At 71.8% G+C, this 20266-nt stretch carries 15 protein-coding genes, 3 tRNA genes and 1 pseudogene; 13 read left to right on the forward strand and 6 right to left on the reverse strand.

All coding sequences use genetic code 11. The features are described from left to right. The first annotated feature begins 57 nt into the window (after positions 1–57). The 4 genes from ABT381_RS13345 (at position 58) to ABT381_RS13360 (ending at position 5068) form a co-directional block, all read left to right on the forward strand. Positions 58–1323 carry an NAD(P)/FAD-dependent oxidoreductase gene (locus ABT381_RS13345; protein ID WP_351592355.1) on the forward strand — a complete coding sequence of 422 codons (1266 nt, stop codon included), beginning with the start codon at positions 58–60 and terminating at the stop codon, positions 1321–1323. 10 nt (positions 1324–1333) lie between these two features. After that, complete coding sequence (locus tag ABT381_RS13350) at positions 1334–1783, forward strand: GNAT family N-acetyltransferase (protein WP_351592358.1); 450 nt, start codon at positions 1334–1336, stop codon at positions 1781–1783. 44 nt (positions 1784–1827) lie between these two features. Further along, a complete protein-coding gene (dnaG, locus tag ABT381_RS13355; protein WP_351592361.1) occupies positions 1828–3738 on the forward strand; it encodes a DNA primase in 1911 nt (636 codons plus the stop codon). 115 nt (positions 3739–3853) lie between these two features. After that, positions 3854–5068, forward strand: a complete 1215-nt coding sequence (locus ABT381_RS13360; protein ID WP_351592364.1) for an RNA polymerase sigma factor — start codon at positions 3854–3856, stop codon at positions 5066–5068. Positions 5069–5115: 47 nt separating this feature from the next. Here the strand turns inward: ABT381_RS13360 and ABT381_RS13365 are convergent, their stop codons facing one another. Together ABT381_RS13365 and ABT381_RS13370 are read right to left on the reverse strand one after the other, a co-directional pair. Further along, positions 5116–6615, reverse strand: coding sequence for an FGGY family carbohydrate kinase (locus ABT381_RS13365; protein WP_351592367.1), 1500 nt, complete (start codon positions 6613–6615; stop codon positions 5116–5118). A 114-nt stretch (positions 6616–6729) separates the two neighbouring features. Then, entirely contained in the window at positions 6730–7029 is a 300-nt protein-coding gene (locus ABT381_RS13370; protein ID WP_351592369.1) for a YtxH domain-containing protein, read from the reverse strand. 219 nt (positions 7030–7248) lie between these two features. Here ABT381_RS13370 and ABT381_RS13375 point away from each other — a divergent pair. The 3 genes from ABT381_RS13375 (at position 7249) to ABT381_RS13385 (ending at position 7752) form a co-directional block, all read left to right on the forward strand. Continuing rightward, positions 7249–7321 (forward strand) — tRNA-Asn (locus ABT381_RS13375). A 5-nt stretch (positions 7322–7326) separates the two neighbouring features. Next, positions 7327–7399: transfer RNA gene (locus tag ABT381_RS13380), tRNA-Asn, on the forward strand. Positions 7400–7675: 276 nt separating this feature from the next. Continuing rightward, positions 7676–7752 (forward strand) — tRNA-Ile (locus tag ABT381_RS13385). A gap of 67 nt (positions 7753–7819) precedes the next feature. Here ABT381_RS13385 and ABT381_RS13390 read toward each other — a convergent pair. The 3 genes from ABT381_RS13390 to ABT381_RS13400 form a co-directional block, all read right to left on the reverse strand. After that, positions 7820–8521, reverse strand: a complete 702-nt coding sequence (locus ABT381_RS13390; protein ID WP_351592372.1) for a hypothetical protein — start codon at positions 8519–8521, stop codon at positions 7820–7822. A gap of 151 nt (positions 8522–8672) precedes the next feature. Further along, the gene (locus tag ABT381_RS13395; protein ID WP_351592375.1) at positions 8673–10019 is read right to left on the reverse strand and encodes a cation:dicarboxylate symporter family transporter; all 1347 of its coding nucleotides are present in this window, start codon (positions 10017–10019) and stop codon (positions 8673–8675) included. Positions 10020–10188: 169 nt separating this feature from the next. Beyond that, positions 10189–11355, reverse strand: a complete 1167-nt coding sequence (locus tag ABT381_RS13400) for a mandelate racemase/muconate lactonizing enzyme family protein (RefSeq protein WP_351592378.1) — start codon at positions 11353–11355, stop codon at positions 10189–10191. Positions 11356–11469: 114 nt separating this feature from the next. Here ABT381_RS13400 and ABT381_RS13405 point away from each other — a divergent pair, with 114 nt between their 5' ends. The 5 genes from ABT381_RS13405 (at position 11470) to ABT381_RS13425 (ending at position 17776) form a co-directional block, all read left to right on the forward strand. Beyond that, positions 11470–12147 (forward strand): GntR family transcriptional regulator, encoded by a 678-nt coding sequence (locus ABT381_RS13405; protein ID WP_351592381.1) that lies wholly within the window; start codon positions 11470–11472, stop codon positions 12145–12147. Positions 12148–12296: 149 nt separating this feature from the next. Continuing rightward, positions 12297–13262, forward strand: a complete 966-nt coding sequence (locus ABT381_RS13410) for a cutinase family protein (protein WP_351592384.1) — start codon at positions 12297–12299, stop codon at positions 13260–13262. Positions 13263–13391: 129 nt separating this feature from the next. After that, positions 13392–13691 carry a trypco2 family protein gene (locus ABT381_RS13415; RefSeq protein WP_351592387.1) on the forward strand — a complete coding sequence of 100 codons (300 nt, stop codon included), beginning with the start codon at positions 13392–13394 and terminating at the stop codon, positions 13689–13691. Between the two features lie 8 nt (positions 13692–13699). Then, a complete protein-coding gene (locus ABT381_RS13420) occupies positions 13700–16618 on the forward strand; it encodes an NACHT domain-containing protein (protein ID WP_351592389.1) in 2919 nt (972 codons plus the stop codon). 204 nt (positions 16619–16822) lie between these two features. Further along, positions 16823–17776 (forward strand): DUF6801 domain-containing protein, encoded by a 954-nt coding sequence (locus ABT381_RS13425; protein ID WP_351592392.1) that lies wholly within the window; start codon positions 16823–16825, stop codon positions 17774–17776. Between the two features lie 73 nt (positions 17777–17849). Here the strand turns inward: ABT381_RS13425 and lysA are convergent, their stop codons facing one another. Further along, positions 17850–19145 carry a diaminopimelate decarboxylase gene (gene lysA, locus ABT381_RS13430; protein ID WP_351592395.1) on the reverse strand — a complete coding sequence of 432 codons (1296 nt, stop codon included), beginning with the start codon at positions 19143–19145 and terminating at the stop codon, positions 17850–17852. A 133-nt stretch (positions 19146–19278) separates the two neighbouring features. On the opposite strand from lysA, the pseudogene ABT381_RS13435 reads away from it, so the two are divergent. Further along, positions 19279–20266, forward strand: a pseudogene (locus ABT381_RS13435) (hypothetical protein); the annotation flags it as partial.

Here is a 20266-nt window from a genome sequence, read left to right on the forward strand (position 1 = left end):
ACCCAGGCGGGGGCGTTCAAGGCGCAGACGCACTGCGCCGCAGCGAGGAGGAAGCAAGTGGTCGACGCACACCAGACGTTCGTCATCGTCGGCGGTGGCCTGGCCGGGGCAAAGGCAGCCGAGACCCTCCGGTCGGAGGGGTTCAACGGCCGCGTGATCCTCATCTGTGACGAGCGCGACCACCCGTACGAACGGCCGCCGCTCTCCAAGGACTTCCTGATCGGCAAGGCGGAGCGGGACAGCGTCTTCGTGCACGAGCCGACGTGGTACGCGAATCACGACATCGAACTGCACCTCGGCCAGCCCGCCGTGGCCCTGGACCCGGTGGCCCGCACGGTACGGCTCGGCGACGGCGCCCTCATCGCGTACGACAAGCTGCTCCTGGCCACCGGAGCCGAGCCGCGCCGTCTGGACATCCCCGGCACCGACCTGGCCGGCGTCCACCACCTGCGCCGCCTCGCGCACGCCGAACGGCTGCGCGGCGTGCTGGCCTCCCTCGGCCGGGACAACGGCCACCTCGTGATCGCCGGCGCCGGCTGGATCGGCCTGGAGGTCGCCGCCGCAGCCCGCTCCTACGGCGCCGAGGTCACCATCGTCGAGCCCTCGCCGACCCCGCTGTTCGGCGTGCTCGGCCCCGAGCTCGGCGGGATCTTCGCCGACCTGCACCGCGAGCACGGCGTCCGCTTCCACTTCGGGGCCCAGCTCACCGAGATCACCGGCCAGGACGGCGTGGTCCTGGCCGCGCAGACCGACGACGGCGAGGAGCACCCGGCGCACGACGTGCTCGCCGCGATCGGCGCCGCGCCGCGCACCGCCCTCGCCGAGCAGGCCGGGCTCGCCCTCGTGGACCGCGCACAGGGCGGCGGCATCGTCGTGGACGCCTCGCTGCGCACGTCCGACCCGCACATCTTCGCGGCGGGCGACGTGGCCGCGGCCGCGCACCCGGTCCTGGACACCCGGCTGCGCGTGGAGCACTGGGCCAACGCGCTCAACGGCGGCCCCGCGGCGGCCCGCGCCATGCTCGGCCAGGAGGTCAGCTACGACCGCGTCCCGTACTTCTTCTCCGACCAGTACGACGTCGGCATGGAGTACTCGGGATACGCGCCACCGGGCTCCTACGCGCAGGTCGTCCTCCGCGGTGACGTCGGCAAGCGCGAGTTCATCGCCTGCTGGCTGGACGCCGGCGGCCGGCTGCTCGCCGCGATGAACGTGAATGTGTGGGACGTCACCGAGCCGCTCCAGGCCATCATCCGCTCCGGGCGCCCCCTGGACGCGGAGGCGCTGGCCGACCCGACCGTGCCGCTGGAGTCGTTCCTCGCGTAGCGTGCGCCCCATGGCGATCCGTACGAACGCGGTCCCGCGGGCGGAGATCTTCGACCTGCGCAGGTCGGTGCTCCGCCCCGGGCTGCCCGCAGAGGCCGCGCTGTACCCGGAGGACGCGGACCCCGGCGTCTTCCACATGGCGGCCTACGACGGGGACGCCGTGGCGGCCTGCGCGACCTTCTTCCCCGACCCGGTGCCGGGCGAGGAGGCCGTTCCCGCGTACCGCTTCCGGGGCATGGCCAGCTCGCCCGAGGCGCGCGGGCGGGGCTTCGGGGCCGCCGTGCTGCGCGCCGGCGTCGAGGAGGCCGCCCGGCGCGGCGCCGAGCGCGTGTGGTGCAACGGCCGGGTGGCCGCCCGCGGCTTCTACAAGCGGATGGGCTTCACCACGGACGGCGAGACCTTCGAGATCGCGCCGAGTGGCGCGCATCACCGCTTCGTCCTCAAGATCGCCGCGGGCTGAGGAGCGGGCCGGGGACTGTCACTGGTTCCCCGTAGAATTCTCGCGTGGCAGGCAGGATCAACGATGACGACGTGCGGGCGGTCCGGGACGCGGTCCCGATCGATGCCGTCGTGTCCGAGTACCTCCAGCTCCGGAACGCCGGCGGCGGCAATCTGAAGGGCCTGTGCCCCTTCCACGACGAGAAGTCCCCCTCGTTCCACGTCAGCCCCGCCAAGGGGCTGTACCACTGCTTCGGCTGCCAGGAGGGCGGCGACACCGTCGACTTCGTCATGAAGGTCGACCACCTCTCCTTCGCCGAGACCATCGAGCGGCTCGCCTCCCAGGCCGGCATCACCCTGCGGTACGAAGAGGGCGGGTACGCCCCCGGGCGCCAGCAGGGCGAGCGGACCCGCCTCGTCGAGGCGCACAAGGCCGCCGCGCAGTTCTACATCGACCAGCTGGACAGCCCCGAGGCCGAGATCGGCCGGAAGTTCCTCGCCGAGCGCGGCTTCGACCAGGCCGCGGCCCAGCACTTCGGCGTGGGCTACAGCCCGGCCGGCTGGGACCACCTCACCCGCTTCCTGCGCGGCCGCGGCTTCACGGACAAGGAGCTGATCCTCTCCGGCCTCTCCCAGGACGGCCGCCGCGGCCCCATCGACCGCTTCCGCGGCCGCCTGATGTGGCCCATCCGCGACATCGCGGGCGAGGTCGTCGGCTTCGGCGCCCGCAAGCTCCGCGACGACGACAACGGCCCGAAGTACCTCAACACCCCCGAGACCCCGATCTACCGCAAGTCCCACGTGCTGTACGGCATCGACCTCGCCAAGAAGGAGATCGCCAAGGGGAACCGCGCGGTGGTGGTCGAGGGCTACACCGACGTCATGGCCTGCCACCTGGCCGGCGTCCGCAGCGCCATCGCGACCTGCGGCACGTCCTTCGGCGAGGGCCACATCAAGATCCTCCGCCGGCTGCTGATGGACAACAGCGGCTCCGAGGTCGTCTTCACCTTCGACGGCGACGCGGCGGGCCAGAAGGCGGCGCTGCGCGCCTTCGAGGACGACCAGAAGTTCGCCGCCGAGACCTCCATCGCGATCACGCCCGGCGGCATGGACCCCTGTGAGCTGCGCCTCGCCAAGGGCGACGAGGCCGTCGCCGACCTGGTGGAGTCCCGTACGCCGCTCTTCGAGTTCGCGCTGCGCCAGCTCGTCGCCCGGCACAACCTCGCCACCCCGGTCGGCCGGGCCGCTGCCCTGGACGAGGCCGCGCCCATCGTCGCCAACATCAAGAACAGCTCCATCCAGCACGAGAGCGCCGTCCAGCTGGCCGGGCTGCTCGGCATCCTGGACACCCAGTTCGTGGTCCGCCGGGTCTCCCAGCTGGCCCGCTGGGCCCGCGAGCGCGGCCGGGACGCCCGGGAGGCGGGCGGCCAGGGCAGGCCGCAGCGGCGCGGCACCGAGCCCGCGCAGCCCACCGCGCCCGAGGCCCCCCGGGGCCCCGCGCTGAACCTCCGCAGCCCGGCGCACCGCGTCGAGCGCGAGCTGCTCAAGCTCGCCCTGCAGCGCCCCGACCTGGTGGCCCCGACGTTCGACGCGTACGGCGTCGACGAGTTCACCGCGCCGCCGTACGCCGTGGTCCGCCGCTGCATCGAGGACGCCGGCGGCACGGCCGCCGCGGACGCCGGCTTCCTCACCCGCGTCCGCGAGGCCGCGCCCGACGACACGGTCCGCTCGATGGTCACGGAGCTGGCCGTCGAGCCGCTGCACACCCGTCGCGATCCGGACGAGCTGTACGCGGGCGTGCAGCTCGTCGCCGTCCGGCTGGCCGCCGTCCGGCAGCGCTGCGGCGAGATCCACGGCGCCCTGCAGCGCCACGACCCGCGCACCGGCGGCGAGCAGTACACCGCCCTGCAGCAGGAGCTCTGGGTGCTGGAGCAGTACGCCCAGGCCCTCCGCGAGCGCGGCGCCGCGGCCCTCTGAGCCGCCCCGCGACCGGACCGGCTCGTTCTGTGTAATCACCCGGTCACCCACTGAAGGCAAAAAGTCACCGCACGCCCCTCGTGGCGGGAGTGTGTCGTACTCCACACTGAGAACGGTGCCAGAGTCCTCGGAGCGCGACGGATCCGGACGCACAGAGCCGGAGCCCGACGCCAACCCGCTTCTGATGTACGGGACGGACGGCGGCTCGGCCGCAGCCGTACCCGACCTTTGTGCCGCCTCAGCAGCGATCACCCTGGAGGTCGCCCCCGTGCAGACACGGAGCCTCGCCGACGCGCCGGCCGCCGCGGCCGCCACCGTGCCCCAGCAGGCCGAGCCGCCCGCCCCCGAGATGCTGTCCGAAGAGCCCGACCCGGCACCCGAGCCGCCGCCGGAGCGGCGGTCCAGGCCCGAGGCGGGCGGCCCGTCCTCCGACCTCTTCCGGCAGTACCTCCGGGAGATCGGCCGCATCCCGCTGCTCAGCGCGGCCGAGGAGGTCGAGCTGGCCCGCCGCGTGGAAGCCGGCCTGTTCGCCGAGGCGAAGCTCGCGGGCACCCCCGACCTGGACTCCCAGCTGGCGCTCGACCTCGACAAGCTGGTGGTACTGGGCCGGATGGCCAAGCGCCGCCTGATCGAGGCGAATCTGCGCCTGGTCGTCTCGGTCGCCAAGCGGTACGTCGGCCGGGGCCTGACCATGCTCGACCTCGTACAGGAGGGGAACCTCGGACTGATCCGCGCGGTCGAGAAGTTCGACTACGCCCGCGGCTACAAGTTCTCCACGTACGCGACGTGGTGGATCCGCCAGGCCATGTCCCGCGCGCTCGCCGACCAGGCCCGCACGATCCGGGTGCCGGTGCACGTCGTCGAGCTGATCAACCGCGTCGTACGGGTCCAGCGCCGGATGCTCCAGGAGCGCGGCTACGAACCGACCCCCCAAGAGGTCGCCGCCCAGCTGGACCTGCCCGAGGAGCGGGTCAGCGAGGTGCTGCGGCTCGCCCAGGAGCCGGTCTCGCTGCACGCCCCGGTCGGCGAGGAGGACGACGTCGCGCTCGGCGACCTCATCGAGGACGGCGACGCCGCGTCCCCCGTGGAGTCCGCCGCCTTCCTGCTGCTGCGCGAGCACCTCGAAGCGGTGCTCTCCACCCTCGGCGAGCGCGAGCGCAAGGTCGTCCAGCTCCGGTACGGCCTGGCCGACGGCCGGCCACGCACGCTGGAGGAGATAGGCCGCATCTTCGGCGTGACCCGCGAACGCATCCGCCAGATCGAGTCCAAGACCCTGAACAAGCTCCGCGACCACGCCTTCGCCGACCAGCTGCGCGGCTACCTCGACTGAGGGCCGGTCCGGTCCGTGCCCCCGGGGCCGGGCGCCTGCCGCGGCCCTCAGCCTTCGGCGGCCTCCTGGCTCTCGGCGGCCTCCGGGTTCCCTGTCGTCTCCTGGCCGCCCGTCGCCTCCTCGAACGCGCCCGGGTGGGTCTCCTCCCGTACCGAGGCGTACTGCTGCCGCACCGCCTGCCCCACGGCCAGCTCGTCGCCCGGCTCGAAGACCTGGCAGGCGGCGGCCGGCCAGCGCGGGGGCTCCTGGGTCGTGTGCGTGCCGTGCGCGACGCCCAGCGCCCACGCCGCCTGCCGGGCCGCGCCCACCGCCGCGTAGTCCGCCGGCTGCGGCACCACGACCTGCGCGCCCAACAGCGCGGGCGCGGCGGCCTGTACGGCGCCCAGCTCGGCGGCGGCACCCAGCAGGAACACTCTGCGCACCGGCACGCCCCGGCCGCGCAGTACGTCCAGCGCGTCCGCGAGCCCGCACAGCATGCCTTCGAACGCGGCCCGCGCCATGTGCTCGGGCTTCATGCTCTCCCGCCGCAGCCCGTGCAGCGAGCCCGCGGTGTGCGGCAGATTCGGGGTGCGCTCGCCCTCCAGGTACGGCAGCAGCACCATCCCGTACGAGCCCGGCGTCGACTTCAGCGCCAGGTCGGACAGGCCCTCCAGATCCGTGCCCAGCGCCTCGGCCATGCCGCGCAGCACCCGTACGGCGTTGCTCGTGTGGACGACCGGCAGGTGCATGCCGGTGGCGTCGGCGAAGGAGGTGATCGTGCCGGTGGAGTCCGCCAGCGCCTCGTGGTGGATGCCGAAGACCGACCCGGAGGCGCCCAGCGACACCACGGCGTCGCCGGTCCCCACGCCCAGCCCGAAGGCGGCGGCCATCGTCTCGCCCGTACCGGCGGAGATCAGCAGCCCCTCCGGCGTCACCCCGGCCGCGTCGGCCGGGCCCAGTACCTCGGGGAGCCGCACCTGGTGCCCGAGCGCCAGCTCGACCAGGTCCGGGCGGTACGCGCCGCTCGCCGCCGACCAGAAGCCGGTGCCCGAGGCGCCGCCCCGGTCCGTCGTGCGCCGCGCGGGCCGCCCCAGCAGCTGCCAGACCAGCCAGTCGTGCGGCTGCAGGATCTCGGCCACGCGGGCGGCGTGCTCGGGCTCCGCGCGCGCCAGCCAGCGCAGCTTCGCCACCGGCTGCGCGGCGTGCGGTACGGAACCCACGTCCTGCGCCCACGCCGAGCGCCCCCCGAGCGCGTCGATCAGGTCGGCCGCCGCGCTCTGCGCCCGCTTGTCATTGCCCATCAGGGCCGGCCGGACCAGCGCCCCGTCCGTGTCCAGCGGCAGCAGGCCGTGCTGCTGCGCCGAGACCCCGATGGCCTGTACACCCTCCAGGAGCCCGCCGGCGGCCGCGTCGCCGAGTGACATCAGCCACGTCTGCGGATCGACGTCGGGCCCCTTCCCGTCGGGATGCGGGGCGTACCCCTGCCTGACGACGGCACCCGTTTCGGTGTCGCAGACGACGATGCGTGTGCTTGCGGACGAGCTGTCCAACCCGGCGACTATCCCCATAGGGCCTGATGATGCCGCATGCGGGGGCGGGTACGGAAAGCCGGTCTCCCCGGGGCCGCGCCGCGGCGGCCGGGGAGACCGGCGGGTCCGGCCGGGTCCGCCCGGCGCGGCACGCTAGGTGTTGCTGGTGCCCCAGTCGTCCTCCGTGCCGGAACGCTGCTCGCGCAGCGAACGGACGCGGTCCTGGACGGAGTTCGGAATCTTGTCGCCGACCTTGGCCGATACCGCGTCGTACGCCTTGTTCGCGGCCTGCCGGCCGGTCTGCGCGGCGGACTCGGCGGTGTTGCGGACGGCGGGGTTCTGCGCGACCCGCTGCGCGCTCTTGCGCAGCTGTTCGTACCGCTCCCGCCCGGCCCGGGTGCCGAGCACGTATCCGATGGCCAGTCCCGCGATGAACGTGAGCCGGTAGCGCATCGCTCCACCTCTCTGTCTGTCGGTCCCGCTCCCGGGTACTTCCCGTCGAAGCGGCGAGCCGCTGGCTGTACTGCTCTCACCGGTACCCGGGGCCCGGGTGATCACCCATGGGCATACCGATTGGCAAAGCACCCCCCTGCTTGCGCTAATGTATGTGTCGCAGCGAGCGCACGCCGTCCGGAAGCCCGGACCGGAGTGCATTCGTGGCACACAGAGCAATCCCCTGTAGCTCAATTGGCAGAGCAGCCGGCTGTTAACCGGCAGGTTACTGGTTCGAGTCCAGTCGGGGGAGCGCAGTCCCCTGTAGCTCAATTGGCAGAGCATTCGGCTGTTAACCGGAGGGTTACTGGTTCGAGTCCAGTCGGGGGAGCAGAGGAAGAGGGCCCCGCGAGGGGTCCTTTTTCGTGCCCGGGACCCCGCTGGGCACCTCGCTCGGAAGCCGCTCGGACCCCGCTGGGAATCGAACACTCGGACCACTCCAAAGAGTGATCCTCTGGGTGGAACCGAACAGTGGGTGATCGCAGTCTTCACGATCGCACGCGGCGGACCGCTCCGCGCTCGACGCCCACCCTCACGGGCAGCAGATCGTATGAGCGGCTATGCTGCGGCAGACGGCGCGCACAAATGTGCGCGGCGCGCCGTGACGGGGGCGGTAGCTCAGCCGGTTAGAGCAGCGGACTCATAATCCGTCGGCCGTGGGTTCGAGTCCCACCCGCCCCACCACAGCAAAATCGATCTGACCTGCGCATTGGGCGAGGGAGCCCCGCCCAGGCGCGTGGTGGTCGGTCATTTACTCGTGGGCGCTGATCACGCCGCCGTTGCTGAGCACGATGTACACGCCGTTGGCGTCGACCCCGGCGTCGTGCCCCTTCGTCTCCAGAGTGGCGGCCACGCCCTCGGAGCCGATGATCTGCGCGCGGTACCGCAGCTCGCCGACCTTCGTGACCTTGGCCGTCCAGCCGCCCGCGAGCTTGAAGGTGCCCGGTCCCTGGTGCCCCCCGCCCATCCAGGAATGGACCTCGCCGCCCATCGTGAGCACGACGAACATGTCGTTGGCGTCGAGCCCGGCGTCGGCGTCCTGGCCCGTCGTCTCCATCGTGGCCACGACCGAACCGCGGGCGACGATCTTGGCGCGGTAGTGCTGGGAGTCGAGCTTGTAGATCTCGGCCTTGCTGATGCCGTCCGCCAAGCGCTGGGTGCGGACCGGGGATGCCGTCTCGCCACCTCCGGTGGCCTGCTTGCTGCCCGACGGCTTGGCTGCGGCGCCCGACTCGGTGCCGATCTCGGCATCGGAGCTCTGTCCTCCGGACCCGCCCTTGGTGGTGGACTTGGTGGCGGCTGCGCTCGTGCTCGTGTGGCCCGCGGACTTCGCGTCGGCGGCGTCCGAGCCGGAGCAGGCGGTCAGGGTGAGGCCGGCGGCTGCGGTCAGGGCCGCGGCGGCAATGCGCAGAGCGCGACGACGGGCGGTGCGGCGAGTGGTGCTGGAGCTCATTTCGGGTTCCCCGGGGCAGTCGGTGGCGTTGTCTCTCGGTACGTCACCCACTCTGATCGGGGCCACTATCGCGGAGCTGGTGCTCCGCTAACGACCGGCTAACGCGGGTGTGAGCAGGGGGAAGAAGCCACGCGCCCCATCGGCCGGCCGGTCAGCTGTCGGCGCCGACCTTGGTGGTGTCGAGCGGGGCCGGCGGCGGCGGTGGCGGGGTCTTGCCCGGGTGGAGCACGGCGTGCGCGCGTTCGGCGTCGAAGTCGTTCTCCCACTTGCCGATCACGATGGTGGCCACCGCGTTGCCGAGGACGTTGATGAAGACGCGGCCCTCGTTGAGGATGCGGTCGATGCCGACGATCAGCGAGAGGGCGGCCAGTGGGATGTGGCCGACGGCGGTGACGGTGCTCGCCAGCACGATGAACGCGCCGCCGGCGATGCCCGCGGTGCCCTTGCTGGTGAGCATCATGACGCCGACCATGACGAGCTGCTGCTGCCAGGACAGATCGATGCCCATGGCCTGGGCCAGGAACAGGGAGGCCATCGTGAGGTAGACGGCGGATCCGTCCAGGTTGAAGGAGAACCCGGAGGGGATGACGATGCCGACCACCGGCCGTCCGATGCCGAGGGTCTCCAGCTTGCGCACGAGCTGCGGCAGGACCGCTTCGCTGGAGCAGGTGCTGAGCGCGACGAGCAGTTCGGCCTTGAGGAAGCGCATCAGGCCGAACAGGCTCAGGCGGCAGGCGCGCATGACGGCGCCGAGGACGACGAGGACGTAGAGGACGCAGGTCGCGGTGAACAGGATGATCAGGTAGGCGAGTTGCTTGAGGCTCTCGGCGCCGTAGGTGGCCACCACCGTGGCCAGGGCGCCGAACGTGCCCACCGGGGCCAGGCGCATGACCCAGCCGACGATGCGGAACACGACGTCCGACAGCGCCTTGATGCCGCGGGTGAGCGGGGCACCGTCCTCGCCGGCCATGTTCAGGGCCACGCCGAAGACGATGGAGACCATGAGCGCGGACAGGATCGCGTCGCCGGTGATCGCGCCCAGCAGTGAGGTCGGTATGAGGGAGGAGACGAAACCGGTGAAGGTGGCGTGTTCGGTGGCGGTCTCGGGGACGTCCTCGGCCCGCAGCGTCGAGGGGTCCACGTCGAGGCCGGAGCCGGGGTGGAAGATGTTGGCGACCACCAGGCCGATGAGCATCGAGACCAGCGACAGTACGAGGAAGTAGCCGATCGCCTTGACGCCGATGCGGCCCGCCTTGCGCAGGTTGTCCATGGCGGCGATGCCGGTGGTGACCACGCAGAAGACGACCGGGATCACGATCATCTTGACCAGAGCGATGAACCAGTCGTTGAGCGGCTTGAGCGCCTCGCCGAATCCCGGTGCGGCCAGTCCCACGGCGATGCCGAGGACGGCGGCCAGGACGACCTGGAACCACAGCTCACGCAGCAGACGGTTGAGCCTCGACCGCTGGGGTGGGCCGGCGGCGGCAGTGGATGTCATCGTTGGTGCTCCCTTGCACGACGATCTTGTGTAGCCCTGTTCCGTAAGGGGCCGGGGCCGCGCTCGGCGGCTCGTGGTCCCAGGGGTCGTACGTGGCGCGTGGGTGGAGCCGCGCCGACTGGACGGCGCCCGCACCGAGGCGGGCGCGTCGCGGTGCGTCGCGGAGGGGTCAGCTGTGCAGGGCGCGCAGCACCTTGTAGAAGGCGGCCTTGCCCTCGAAGCCGATGCCGGGGATGTCGGTCAGCCCGACGCGGCTCTTCTCGACGACCGCGTCGTCGGCGAAACCGCCGGTGGGCTGGAACTCGCCCGGGTAGGACTCGTTGCCGCCGAGCTTGAGGGCGGCGGCGATGTGCAGGGAGAACTGGTGGCCGCCGTGCGGGATGCAGCGGCGCGAGGACCAGCCGTGCTGCCGGAGCATGTCCTGAATGCGCAGGTACTCGGTCAGACCGTACGACAGCGCGGGGTCGACCTGAAGGGTGTCGCGGTCGGGGCGCAGGCCGCCGTAACGGATCAGGTTACGGGCGTCCTGGAGGGAGAAGAGGTTCTCGCCGGTGGCGATCGGGCCTGCGTAGTGCTCGGCCACGGTGGCGTTGAGGTGGTAGTCCAGCGGGTCGCCGATCTCCTCGTACCAGAACAGGTTGTACGGCTCGATGGCCCGCCCGTACTCGAGCGCGGTGGCCAGGTCGAAGCGGCCGTTGACGTCGACGGCGAGGCGGGAGCCGGCACCGTCCAGAACCTCGATGACGGCCTCGATGCGGCGCAGGTCCTCGGCCAGGTCGGCACCGCCGATCTTCATCTTGACCACGTCGTAGCCCTGGTCGAGGAAGCCACGCATCTCGGCCCGCAGGTCGGCAAGGGTCTTGCCGGGGGCGTAGTAGCCGCCGGCGGCGTAGACGAATACCGAGTCGTCGGGCTCACCGTCGCCGTGGCGCTCCGAAAGGTAGCGGTACAGCGGCTTCTCCGCGATCTTGGCCGCCAGGTCGAACAGCGCCATGTCCACGACGCCGACCGCGACCGAGCGCTCGCCGTGACCGCCCGGCTTCTCGTTGCGCATCATGATGTCCCACGCCTTGGCGGGATCGAGGTCGCCCTGCTCGTCGAGGAGACTGCCGGGCTCGGCCGCGGTCAGGCGGGGGAGGATCCGGCGGCGCAGGATCTCGCCCGCGCTGTAGCGGCCGTTGGAGTTGAAGCCGTAGCCGACCACCGGCTTGCCGTCCCGGATGACATCGCTCTCGATCGCCACGATCGAGCAGTCCATCGAGGAGAAGTCGATCCACGCGTTGCGGATCGAGGAGCTGATCGGGACGACACCCTCGTAGACGTTGGTGATCTTCATCGCCGCATCCTCCTTGTATCTTATAAGTTGCAAGTTGCGAGGGTGTTAGGCTGAGGCGAACAGGCTGGAAGTGTCAAGGGGTCGGGAAAGCCCGGAAGGGACTCACAGGGGGCAATGGCAAGTCCGAACATGTTCCTCAGCAAGAGTGACCTCGCCTACGCGGAACTGCGCGACCAGATCCTCACCGGCAGCCTTCCGGCCGGCTCACGGCTGGCCCAGTACGACCTCGCCGACTCCCTGAACATGAGCATCACGCCGCTGCGCGAAGCCATCCGGCGCCTCAGCAGCGAGGGGCTGCTCACCGTCGAGACCCACCGCGACGTGCGGGTGTCGACCATGACCGCCGACGAGGCCCGCCAACTCTTCGAGGTCCGCCTCTCCCTCGACCCCACAGCGGCCGAACTCGCCGCCAGGCGCCGCACCGAAGAGGACATCGCGGCCATGCGTGCGGCGGTTGAGCAACTGCTGCCCGTGACCCGGCAGTGGGGCGAGGACGCCCTCACCGCCCACCGCGTCTTTCACCGGACCCTCTACCGGGCCTCACGCAACGACGTCCTCATCAAGATGCTCGACGACCTGTGGGACAAGTCCGACCGCTACCGCCGCCTCGGCCTCGACCTGCCGCCCGGCGATGAACCGCGCACCCGCGACCTCGAGGAACACCGTCGCCTCGTCGACCTGATCGTCGATGGGGAGGCGGACCGGGCCGGGCGGCTCATGCGCGACCACATCGCCAACAGCCTCACCGCCACGGCCATCAGCGCGCTCGAGGAACGCGAGAGGCGCTCCTGAGCCGTCCGCGGAACGCGCGTCACGGCACTGTCAGGAACCCCCTACGCTCACGAACACCTCTGTTCGCCATACCTCTCTCACGCTAGCTTTGGCGGCGCATCGGGGGCGGAACACCCGTTCCTCCCCGGCGGATTCGAGACGAGGTGCACATGAGACAGGCGCGATCGTTACTGGCGATGTGCGTGGCGCTGCCCGCCTTGGCGCTGAGCGCGCCGCACGCCGTCGCGGCCTCCCCGCAGACGCCGACGCAGGTACAAGCACAGGCACAGGCGCAGGCGCAGACCCCGACACAGACTCGGGCCGATTGTCCGAGCACCATGATCTTCGAGGTCGGCGGGCATCTCGACGGCGATGCCACGGTGTACGACCGCAGCAACGCCACGCTCCCCGAAGGCGTGGCGTACACGAAGATCCACTACTCGGCGTCGATCGCTCCCTACCCCGGCGACCCCGTGTCGTTGGACGACTCCGTGGCCGAAGGCATCGCCAAGCTCGACGCGGCCGTCGAAGAGTTCCACGGCACGTGCCCCGCCAGCCACCTCACCATCGCCGGCTACTCGCAGGGCGCCCTCGTCGCCGGCGACGAGCTGGCCGCCCTCTCCGGCAGCGATGCCGTCCCGCACGACCGGATCAGCGGAGTGCTCTACGGCGACCCCCGGCGTCCCGGTGCGGACGGCGGCCCCGGTGGCATCGAGACGAACCTGCCCACGTTCCTGCCCGGCATGACCATGAAGGGGCCGCGCGGCTTCGGCGACCTGACGGTCAAGGAGATCTGCCATACCAACGACGGCATCTGCTACTCCGAGAACATGATCAGGAACCCGGCATGCTTCGCCAATGGCGTGGTCGGATACTTCACCGGTGACCACGATTACGACATCGATCCGTATGCCGTCTCGGGCGGCGGCGACCAGCTCATCCGCCAGGCACCGAAGATTCCGCTCTGCCGCTCGGGGGCGCCGGCCCGGAGCTTGAACGGGGACCCCGACGCACTGTCCGGGAACGACCCCGAAGCGGGGCCGCGGCAGGCGGCGGAGAGGTACCGCACGGCGGTCGCACCGCTGTTGTCCGCCGACGTGCGTGGCCGACTGGCGCGCTTTCCCTGGCTCCCGTAACCGGCCGGCGGCGCGACAGCCGGCGGCGGACGTACTCCCGCTGATCTGTGTCAACTCGGCGCCGCTGGCGCATCGTTCGGCCTACAGTCCTGGGTAATCAGTGACGGGTGTATGGCAAAGGGGCCTGGTGTGATCGAGTTGGCCAATGTGATCAGGAACCTACGGCAGGAGCTGGAGCAGTCGATCACTGCGGCGGAGGGCGAAGCGCTGCGTTTTGAACTGGGGCCGATCGAGCTGGAGGTGTCGGTCGCGCTGGAGCGGACGGGGCAGGCGGGAGGCAAAGTACGTTTCTGGGTCGTGGAGTCGGGGGCGGAAGCGACGAGGGGCACCGTGTCGACCCAGCACCTCAAACTGACGTTGCAGCCGACCCTGAGCGGATCCGACGCCTCGCCGTTCGTCGCCGGTCCGGCTGAGGCCGACGAGCAGTGAACCCGGCCGTGGGCCGGACTTCGGAGCCCGAGGGGCTCCAGCCCGGGCGAGCGGTCCAGATCATCACCTCGCGCCGCGCGGGCGCGGGCCGGCGCGGATCGGGTTACCGCGTGAGCGCGGGGGTGGTGCTCACGGCCGCGCATGTGGTGGGCGACGCGACGTCCGTGCAGGTGCGGTTCGTCATGGAAGACGGCGGCGTACGGGAGGTGCCCGGCGAGCCGGTCTGGATGGACTTCGCTGTGGATGTCGCGCTGCTGGAGATCGCGGAGGGGCCGAGCGCCGGCGGCGGGTACGCCGCCGAGACGGCACCGGTGCGGTTCGGCCGCGTCGCGCGCGTGGTGGACTGCGAAGCGCTCGGCTTCCCGAGATTCAGGCTGCGGCGCGGCGTCGCGTCGCCGGGCAGCGATGTGCTCACCTCGTACCGGGATACGCACCACGCGCTCGGCCAGGCCGACCCGCTCGCGTACCTGCGTCGAGGCACCTTGGAGATCTCCAGGCTGCAGGCTCCGGAGTACGACCCCGATCCGAACCGTTCTCCCTGGGAGGGCATGTCGGGGGCCGCGGTGTGGAGCGGTGGGTGCCTGATCGGGATCATCAGTGAGCACCAGCGGTCCGACGGGCTCGGAAGGCTCACGGCAAGCCCGGTGAGCCTCTGGTACAAGTCCCTGACTCCGGAACGGATCGGCGAACTGGCCGACTTGACCGGCCTGCCGCTCGATCCCGACGGACTCGACGAGCTTCCGCGTTCCTCGGCCCCGCAACAGCCCGTCGGCCTGCCGGAGCTGCTGGGGGCCGCCGAAAAGCCGAACCTGAGAGCAGCGGCCGGGAAGTTCGTCGAAGCGGTCTACGGCCAGTGGGATGACGAGGAGCGGCGGCGCAGGGTGCACGACCCGCGTCCGCTCGCCGTACGCTACCGCCTCACCGACAGGCCGGTGTCCGATCACTGGGCCAACATCCGCAAGGCCCCGCCCGGAACGGACCCCGGCCCGCTCCCGCTGGCCGGCTGGCTCGGCGGCATCGTACGGAAGTATCTGTCCATCCCGTCCCGTCGACTGGTGGTGCTCGGCGCGGCCGGGTCGGGCAAGACGATTCTGACCATGCGCTTCGTGCTGGACTGGCTGGAAGCCCGCGTCCCCGGCCGGATACCGGTGATCTTCGGCCTGGTCTCCTGGAACCCGAAGACCACCTCCCTGCGCGACTGGATGCGCGATCAACTGGTACGCGACCATCCCGGCCTCGCGGCCCCGGACCCGGACGCACCGGAACGGGACCTGGCCCATGCCCTGATCGACGCGGACTGGCTGCTGCCTGTTTTCGACGGGTTCGACGAGATCGCGAAGGGGTTGCAGGACCGCGCGCTCACCTCGCTCAACGCCACGAAATTGCCGTTCCTGCTGACCAGCCGCCCCAAGGAGTACGCCCGTGCCGTGGCGGACTCCGACGTGCTCACCGGCGCCGCTGTCGTGGAGCTGGACGACCTGACCCTGAGCGACCTCGCCGACTACCTGCCTCGCTCCAGTCGACCCGGCGAGGGCGGCGGCCTGCACAACACGGTGTGGGCACCCGTCCTGGACGCCCTGCACGCACAGCCACGGAGCCCGGGTGCGGACAACCTCGCCAAGGTGTTCACCACCCCGCTGATGGTCGCGATGGCTCGCACCATCTACAGCGACACCGCCGGCCGCGAGCCTTCGGATCTCTTGGACACCACTGACTTCGATGGCCCCGATGCCCTGCGGAAGCACCTCCTGGCCGCGTTCACGCCCGCCGCCTACGATGACGGGCCGGCGGGCGACTCCCGCGGTTCCGGCCACCGCGGCCGGCGGAAGTGGGACCGGAATCGTGCCGAGCACTGGCTCGGCTATCTCGCCACACACCTCGTCCAACGCAGGACGTACAACCTCGCCTGGTGGCAGCTGGGCACCACCACCATCAGCCGGCCTGCTCGCATTCTCATGATCGCTTTCCTGGCCGCACTGTCCTTCGGGGTGCCGACCGCGATCGGCAACCTTCCCGTGGACCTGATCGGGACGCATTACGGACTCGGGTTCGCGGTCGAACGGGGGCTCGTGGTCGGGCTCTTGCACGGGCTCGTGGCCGGCCTCGGCTTCGGTTGCCTCTACGCGTTCGTTTCCCGGCGCGCCGAGGCGAAGCCGTCGCGCGTGCGCGTGAAGGTCTTCAGCAGGACGCGGGAGAATCGCGGGAGCTTCCTCCGCCGCTTCATGGTCGGTGTCGCCTTCGGTACGCCGGGTGCGCTCGCGCTGGTACTCGTGGACAGGGGAGTGGTCGAGCCGATCGGACTCGGGGACGGGCTCGACGGCGGGCCGGCGGGGGCGGTCCTGTTCGTGCTGGTGGTCGGGCTCGGGATCGGGCTGGTGCTGTCGATCATGGCCTGGCTCGAAGTCCCCAGCGAGATCACGGACACCGTCAGCCCCTCTGTCCTGCTGAACGAGAACCGCAGGAACGTGCTCTTCCAGATGCTCGTCTCGGGGCTGGTGTTCGGAATTCCGGCCGGAATCGGCGTCGGGCTCATGGACAGTCCGGCGCCCGGCCTCGGGGAGGGCCTTGTCGTCGGGCTCCTGGCCGGCCTGGTTTTCGCGGTCGAGGCGGCCTTCGCGGGCGGGTTCGGCTACGGGCTCAGCTTCACCGCCTGGGGGCAGTGGGTAGCGCTGTCACGCATCTGGCTGCCGCTGACCGGCCGGCTGCCCTGGGCGCTGATCTCCTTCCTCGACGACGCCTGCGAACGGGGTGTGCTGCGTCAGGCCGGTGCGGTCTATCAGTTCCGGCATGCCGAACTCCGGGACCACTTGGCCCAGACGTACTCGGCGCGCGAGCAGCAACGCACCAACACACCATCAAGAGCAACTGAGTTGGTAAGTGACGCGAGCGCCGGCCGGCCCGGTGATGAAGCTGGACCCGGACAGTGACAAACCCCGTACACGGCGGTTGCATCCTGTCTCATAGGCCCACACGTACACACGTACAACGGGGGAGGCAAGATGACGACTGGCAAGCGCATGCACCACCGGTACGGGATCGGGACGGGCCGGAGGCGCCGTCCCGCCCTGAACGGCCGAGTGGCCCGGGGAGCCGCGGGCTTGGTGACGGTCGCAGGGGTCACAGGCGGACTCGTGGGGGCGACGGGAGCCGGCCCGGCCGCCGCGGCCCCCGTCTCCCGCACGCTGAACTACACCTGTTCATTGCAGTCGGTCAGCCAGCACGCCGCGGTGACGATCGACGCGGACGTCACCAGGTCGGCCGTGGTGGGCAAGCCCACCCGCCGATTCGCGATCCACGCGAGGTCGCGGGTCAGCGGCGCCGGGACGAGCGGCCTGAACTGGATCGGCGTCAAAACCGTCGAAGGCCGGGTGGACGCGCGGGTCCATGTGACCGCGCCCCGGGACGACGCCGAGGTCGTCGTGCCGTTCACCGTGCCCAGGACCAGCGTCCCGGAGTCCGGCCCGTTCGACGTCAAGGGCGCCGGCTACGCACCGGCGCGTACCTTCCACCATCCGGGGAAGGCGAAGATCACCGTTGGTGACCTCACGCTGCATGTCGTCCCGAAGGACGCGGACGGCAAGGTGAACCCGGGCGAGACCGAGGTGCCGTGCACGCTGGACCCCGGCCAGAACGCGGTACTGGCGTCGTTCGACATCACTCGGTCAAAGGCGCCGTCCGGCTCGACACCCTCCGGAAACAACGACGGAAACAGCGGCGGGAGCGACGGTACGGCCCCCGCCGGCACCGCCCGGCCCGGCACCTCGGAGGGTGCCGGATCGGCGAACGACGGCACGCGCCGCCCGCCCGCGTCCGGCTCCGACAACGGATCGGACCCCGCCGACGCGGCACACGGAGCACGGGACCCGGCACGCCACAGCGACGACAGCGCGAAGGGAAACGGCACCACACCCGGCTCGGCCGCCCGCTCCGACGACCCCACCGACGACCCGTCCGTGCACGCCGCTCCGACCGCCGACCAGGACTCCAGTACTCCAGTCCTGCTCACCGCAGGCGCCGTCACCGTCGGCGCCGCTCTCCTCGTCGCCCTCGCCATCGCCTTCCGCATCCGCAAGGACGCACGGTGAACCACCCGGAAACTGGGCGGGGTTCGGCCCTGTCACCGCTCCTGGCCCGTTCCACGGGCTTGCGGTCCGGGCATCACGCCTCCCGTACGTCCCGCCGCAGGAGGTCCTCGTACGTCTCGCGGCGGACGACCTCGCGGGCCGTGCCGTGGTGGCAGAAGACGACGGGTGGGCGGCGGGCGCCGTTGTAGTTGTTGGCGAGGGAGTAGCAGTACGCGCCGGTGACCGGTACGGCGATGGCGTCGCCGACCCGGGGAGCGCGCAGCGGGACGTCGCGGATCAGGGTGTCGCCGGACTCGCAGTGCCGGCCGACCAGGTCGCAGGGCTCGCCGCCGCCCACGCGCGCGGCGACCGTGGCTTCGAAGCGCTGCCCGTAGAGCATCGGCTCCAGGTTGTCGCCCATGCCGCCGTCGACTGCCACCAGCGTGCGCGGGCCCGGCTTCACGGTCACCACGCGGTAGAGGGTGAGCGCGGCGCCGGCGACCAGGGAGCGGCCGGGCTCGATGATCAGGCGGGCGGTGGCCGGGAGCCGGGTGCGGGCCGCGTCGGTGAGGGTGCGGACGTACTCCTCGATGCTCGGCGGGCGGTCGTCGTAGGTGTAGCGCACGCCGAGGCCGCCGCCCAGGTCGTACACCGCGTGCTCGCCCAGCTCGCCGAGCGCCCCCAGCGCCTCCACGGCGCGCGCGAACGGTGCGGTGTCCAGCAGCTGTGAGCCGACGTGGACGTGCAGGCCCTCCAGGCGCAGCCGGTCGCTCGCCCGCAGCCGGGCGGCCGCGCGGACCGCGTCCGGGACCGCCAGGCCGAACTTGGAGCCGCGCTGCCCGGTGGCCATCGCCTCGTGCGTGTCCGCCTCGACCTCCGGGATGACGCGGAGCAGGACGCGCTGCTCGGCGCCCTTGGGTACGAGGCGTTCCAGGCGGTCGATGTCGTCCTCGTTGTCCACCACGACCGTCCCGGCGCCCGCCTCGACGGCCATGGCCAGTTCCTCGTCGGTCTTGGCGTTGCCGTGCACGACGATGCGGGCCGGGTCGGCGCCGGCGGCGAGCGCGGCGGCCAGCTCGCCGCCCCCGGCGACGTCGACCCCCAGCCCCTCCTCGGTGAGCACGCGGATCACCGCGGTGCAGGGGAACGCCTTGGAGGCGAAGGCGGCTTGGCTGTTCGGCCAATGGGCGGCGAGGGCCCGTACGTACTGCCGGGCGCGGTCGCGCAGGGCGGCCTCGTCGACGATCACGGCGGGCGTACCGAAGCGCTCGGCGAGGTCGGTCAGCCGGCAGCCGCCGACCACCAGCTCGCCGTCCCGGTCCAGGTGGGAGCCGGGCGGGAAGAGTCCTACGAGGTCGGCGGCGGGGGCCGGGGCCGGTCGGGCGGTCATGGTCACGGATGCGGCTCCTGTCACTGCGGCGGCGGGCTGCGCGGCTATCGTGGCAGCCCGCACGGGCCGGCACCCCGGCCGATCGACGCAGGAAACGAGGCCCCGGTTGTCCGATTCGACAAGGGTGACGACGGTGGCTTCCGGCTCGGCCTCCGGGCCCGCGTCCGGGCCTGCCTCCGCGTCGGCCGCCGCGCCCGCGTCGGTGCCGGCCGCCGCGTCGGGACCTGCGGTTCCCGGGCCCGTCGTCGCGTCGGGCGGGCCGTTGGGGGAGCGGGCCGCCGGCACGCTGCGGCTGCTCGTGGAGGGCGCGCCCGGCGTCCTCGTGCGGGTGCTGGCCGCGCCCGCGGGCCTGGACGCCCCCGTACGCGGCACGGTGATCCACGACCCGGGCGACCCGCTGCCGCCCTCGCCCGCCGCGGTCCTGCTGCTCGTCGGTACCGACGTGACGGACCCGGACGCGTGCGCGGTGCTGCGGCGGGCGGCGGCACTGGGGTTCGCCGCCGTCGTCGTCAAGCAGCGCGGCCAGGACCCGGCGCGGCTGGTCGAGGCGGCGGCCGGCTGCGGGATCGCGGTACTGGCGGCCGGGGACGCGGTGCCGTGGCGGCAGGTGGACGCGGAGCTGAGCTGCGCGCTCGCGGCGTACGGGATCGGCGGCGCGGCGGGCGCGTCACCGGCCGGCGGCGAGGAACTGTTCGCGCTCGCCGACACCCTCGCGGCCGTGGCCGGCGGCTCGGTGGCCATCGAGGACCTGGACCAGAACGTCGTCGCGTACTCCAAGGTTCCCGGCCAGCGCATCGACGCCCTGCGCGAGCGCGGCATCCTCCAGCGCCGGGTCCCCGACATCCCCGAACAGCGCCGCCAGTACCGCGAGGTGCTCGCCGCGCCGGGCGTCGTCCGCTTCCCGGCCGAGGGCGACGAGTTGGCGCGGGCCGCCGTCACCGTACGGGCCGGGGCGCTGCCGCTCGGCACGCTCTGGGCGATCGAACCGGCCGGCGGGCTGTCCGACGACGCCGCGGCGGCCCTCCAGGACGCCGCCCGGCTCGCCGCGCCGCACCTGCTGCGCGCACTGCACTCGCCGGAGACGGAGCGCCGACTGCGCCGGGACACCTTCCGCGCCGTGC

The sequence above is a fragment of the Streptomyces sp. NPDC000151 genome (assembly GCF_040301705.1).
Taxonomy (GTDB): domain Bacteria; phylum Actinomycetota; class Actinomycetes; order Streptomycetales; family Streptomycetaceae; genus Streptomyces.

Coding starts and splice junctions, on each gene's coding strand:
- ABT381_RS13350 (WP_351592358.1), top strand. CDS start 1,334: ATGGCGATCCGTACGAACGCGGTCCCGCGGGCGGAGATCTTCGACCTG.
- ABT381_RS13365 (WP_351592367.1), bottom strand. CDS start 6,615: ATGGGGATAGTCGCCGGGTTGGACAGCTCGTCCGCAAGCACACGCATC.
- ABT381_RS13370 (WP_351592369.1), bottom strand. CDS start 7,029: ATGCGCTACCGGCTCACGTTCATCGCGGGACTGGCCATCGGATACGTG.
- ABT381_RS13390 (WP_351592372.1), bottom strand. CDS start 8,521: ATGAGCTCCAGCACCACTCGCCGCACCGCCCGTCGTCGCGCTCTGCGC.
- ABT381_RS13395 (WP_351592375.1), bottom strand. CDS start 10,019: ATGACATCCACTGCCGCCGCCGGCCCACCCCAGCGGTCGAGGCTCAAC.
- ABT381_RS13400 (WP_351592378.1), bottom strand. CDS start 11,355: ATGAAGATCACCAACGTCTACGAGGGTGTCGTCCCGATCAGCTCCTCG.
- ABT381_RS13405 (WP_351592381.1), top strand. CDS start 11,470: ATGGCAAGTCCGAACATGTTCCTCAGCAAGAGTGACCTCGCCTACGCG.
- ABT381_RS13410 (WP_351592384.1), top strand. CDS start 12,297: ATGAGACAGGCGCGATCGTTACTGGCGATGTGCGTGGCGCTGCCCGCC.
- lysA (WP_351592395.1), bottom strand. CDS start 19,145: ATGACCGCCCGACCGGCCCCGGCCCCCGCCGCCGACCTCGTAGGACTC.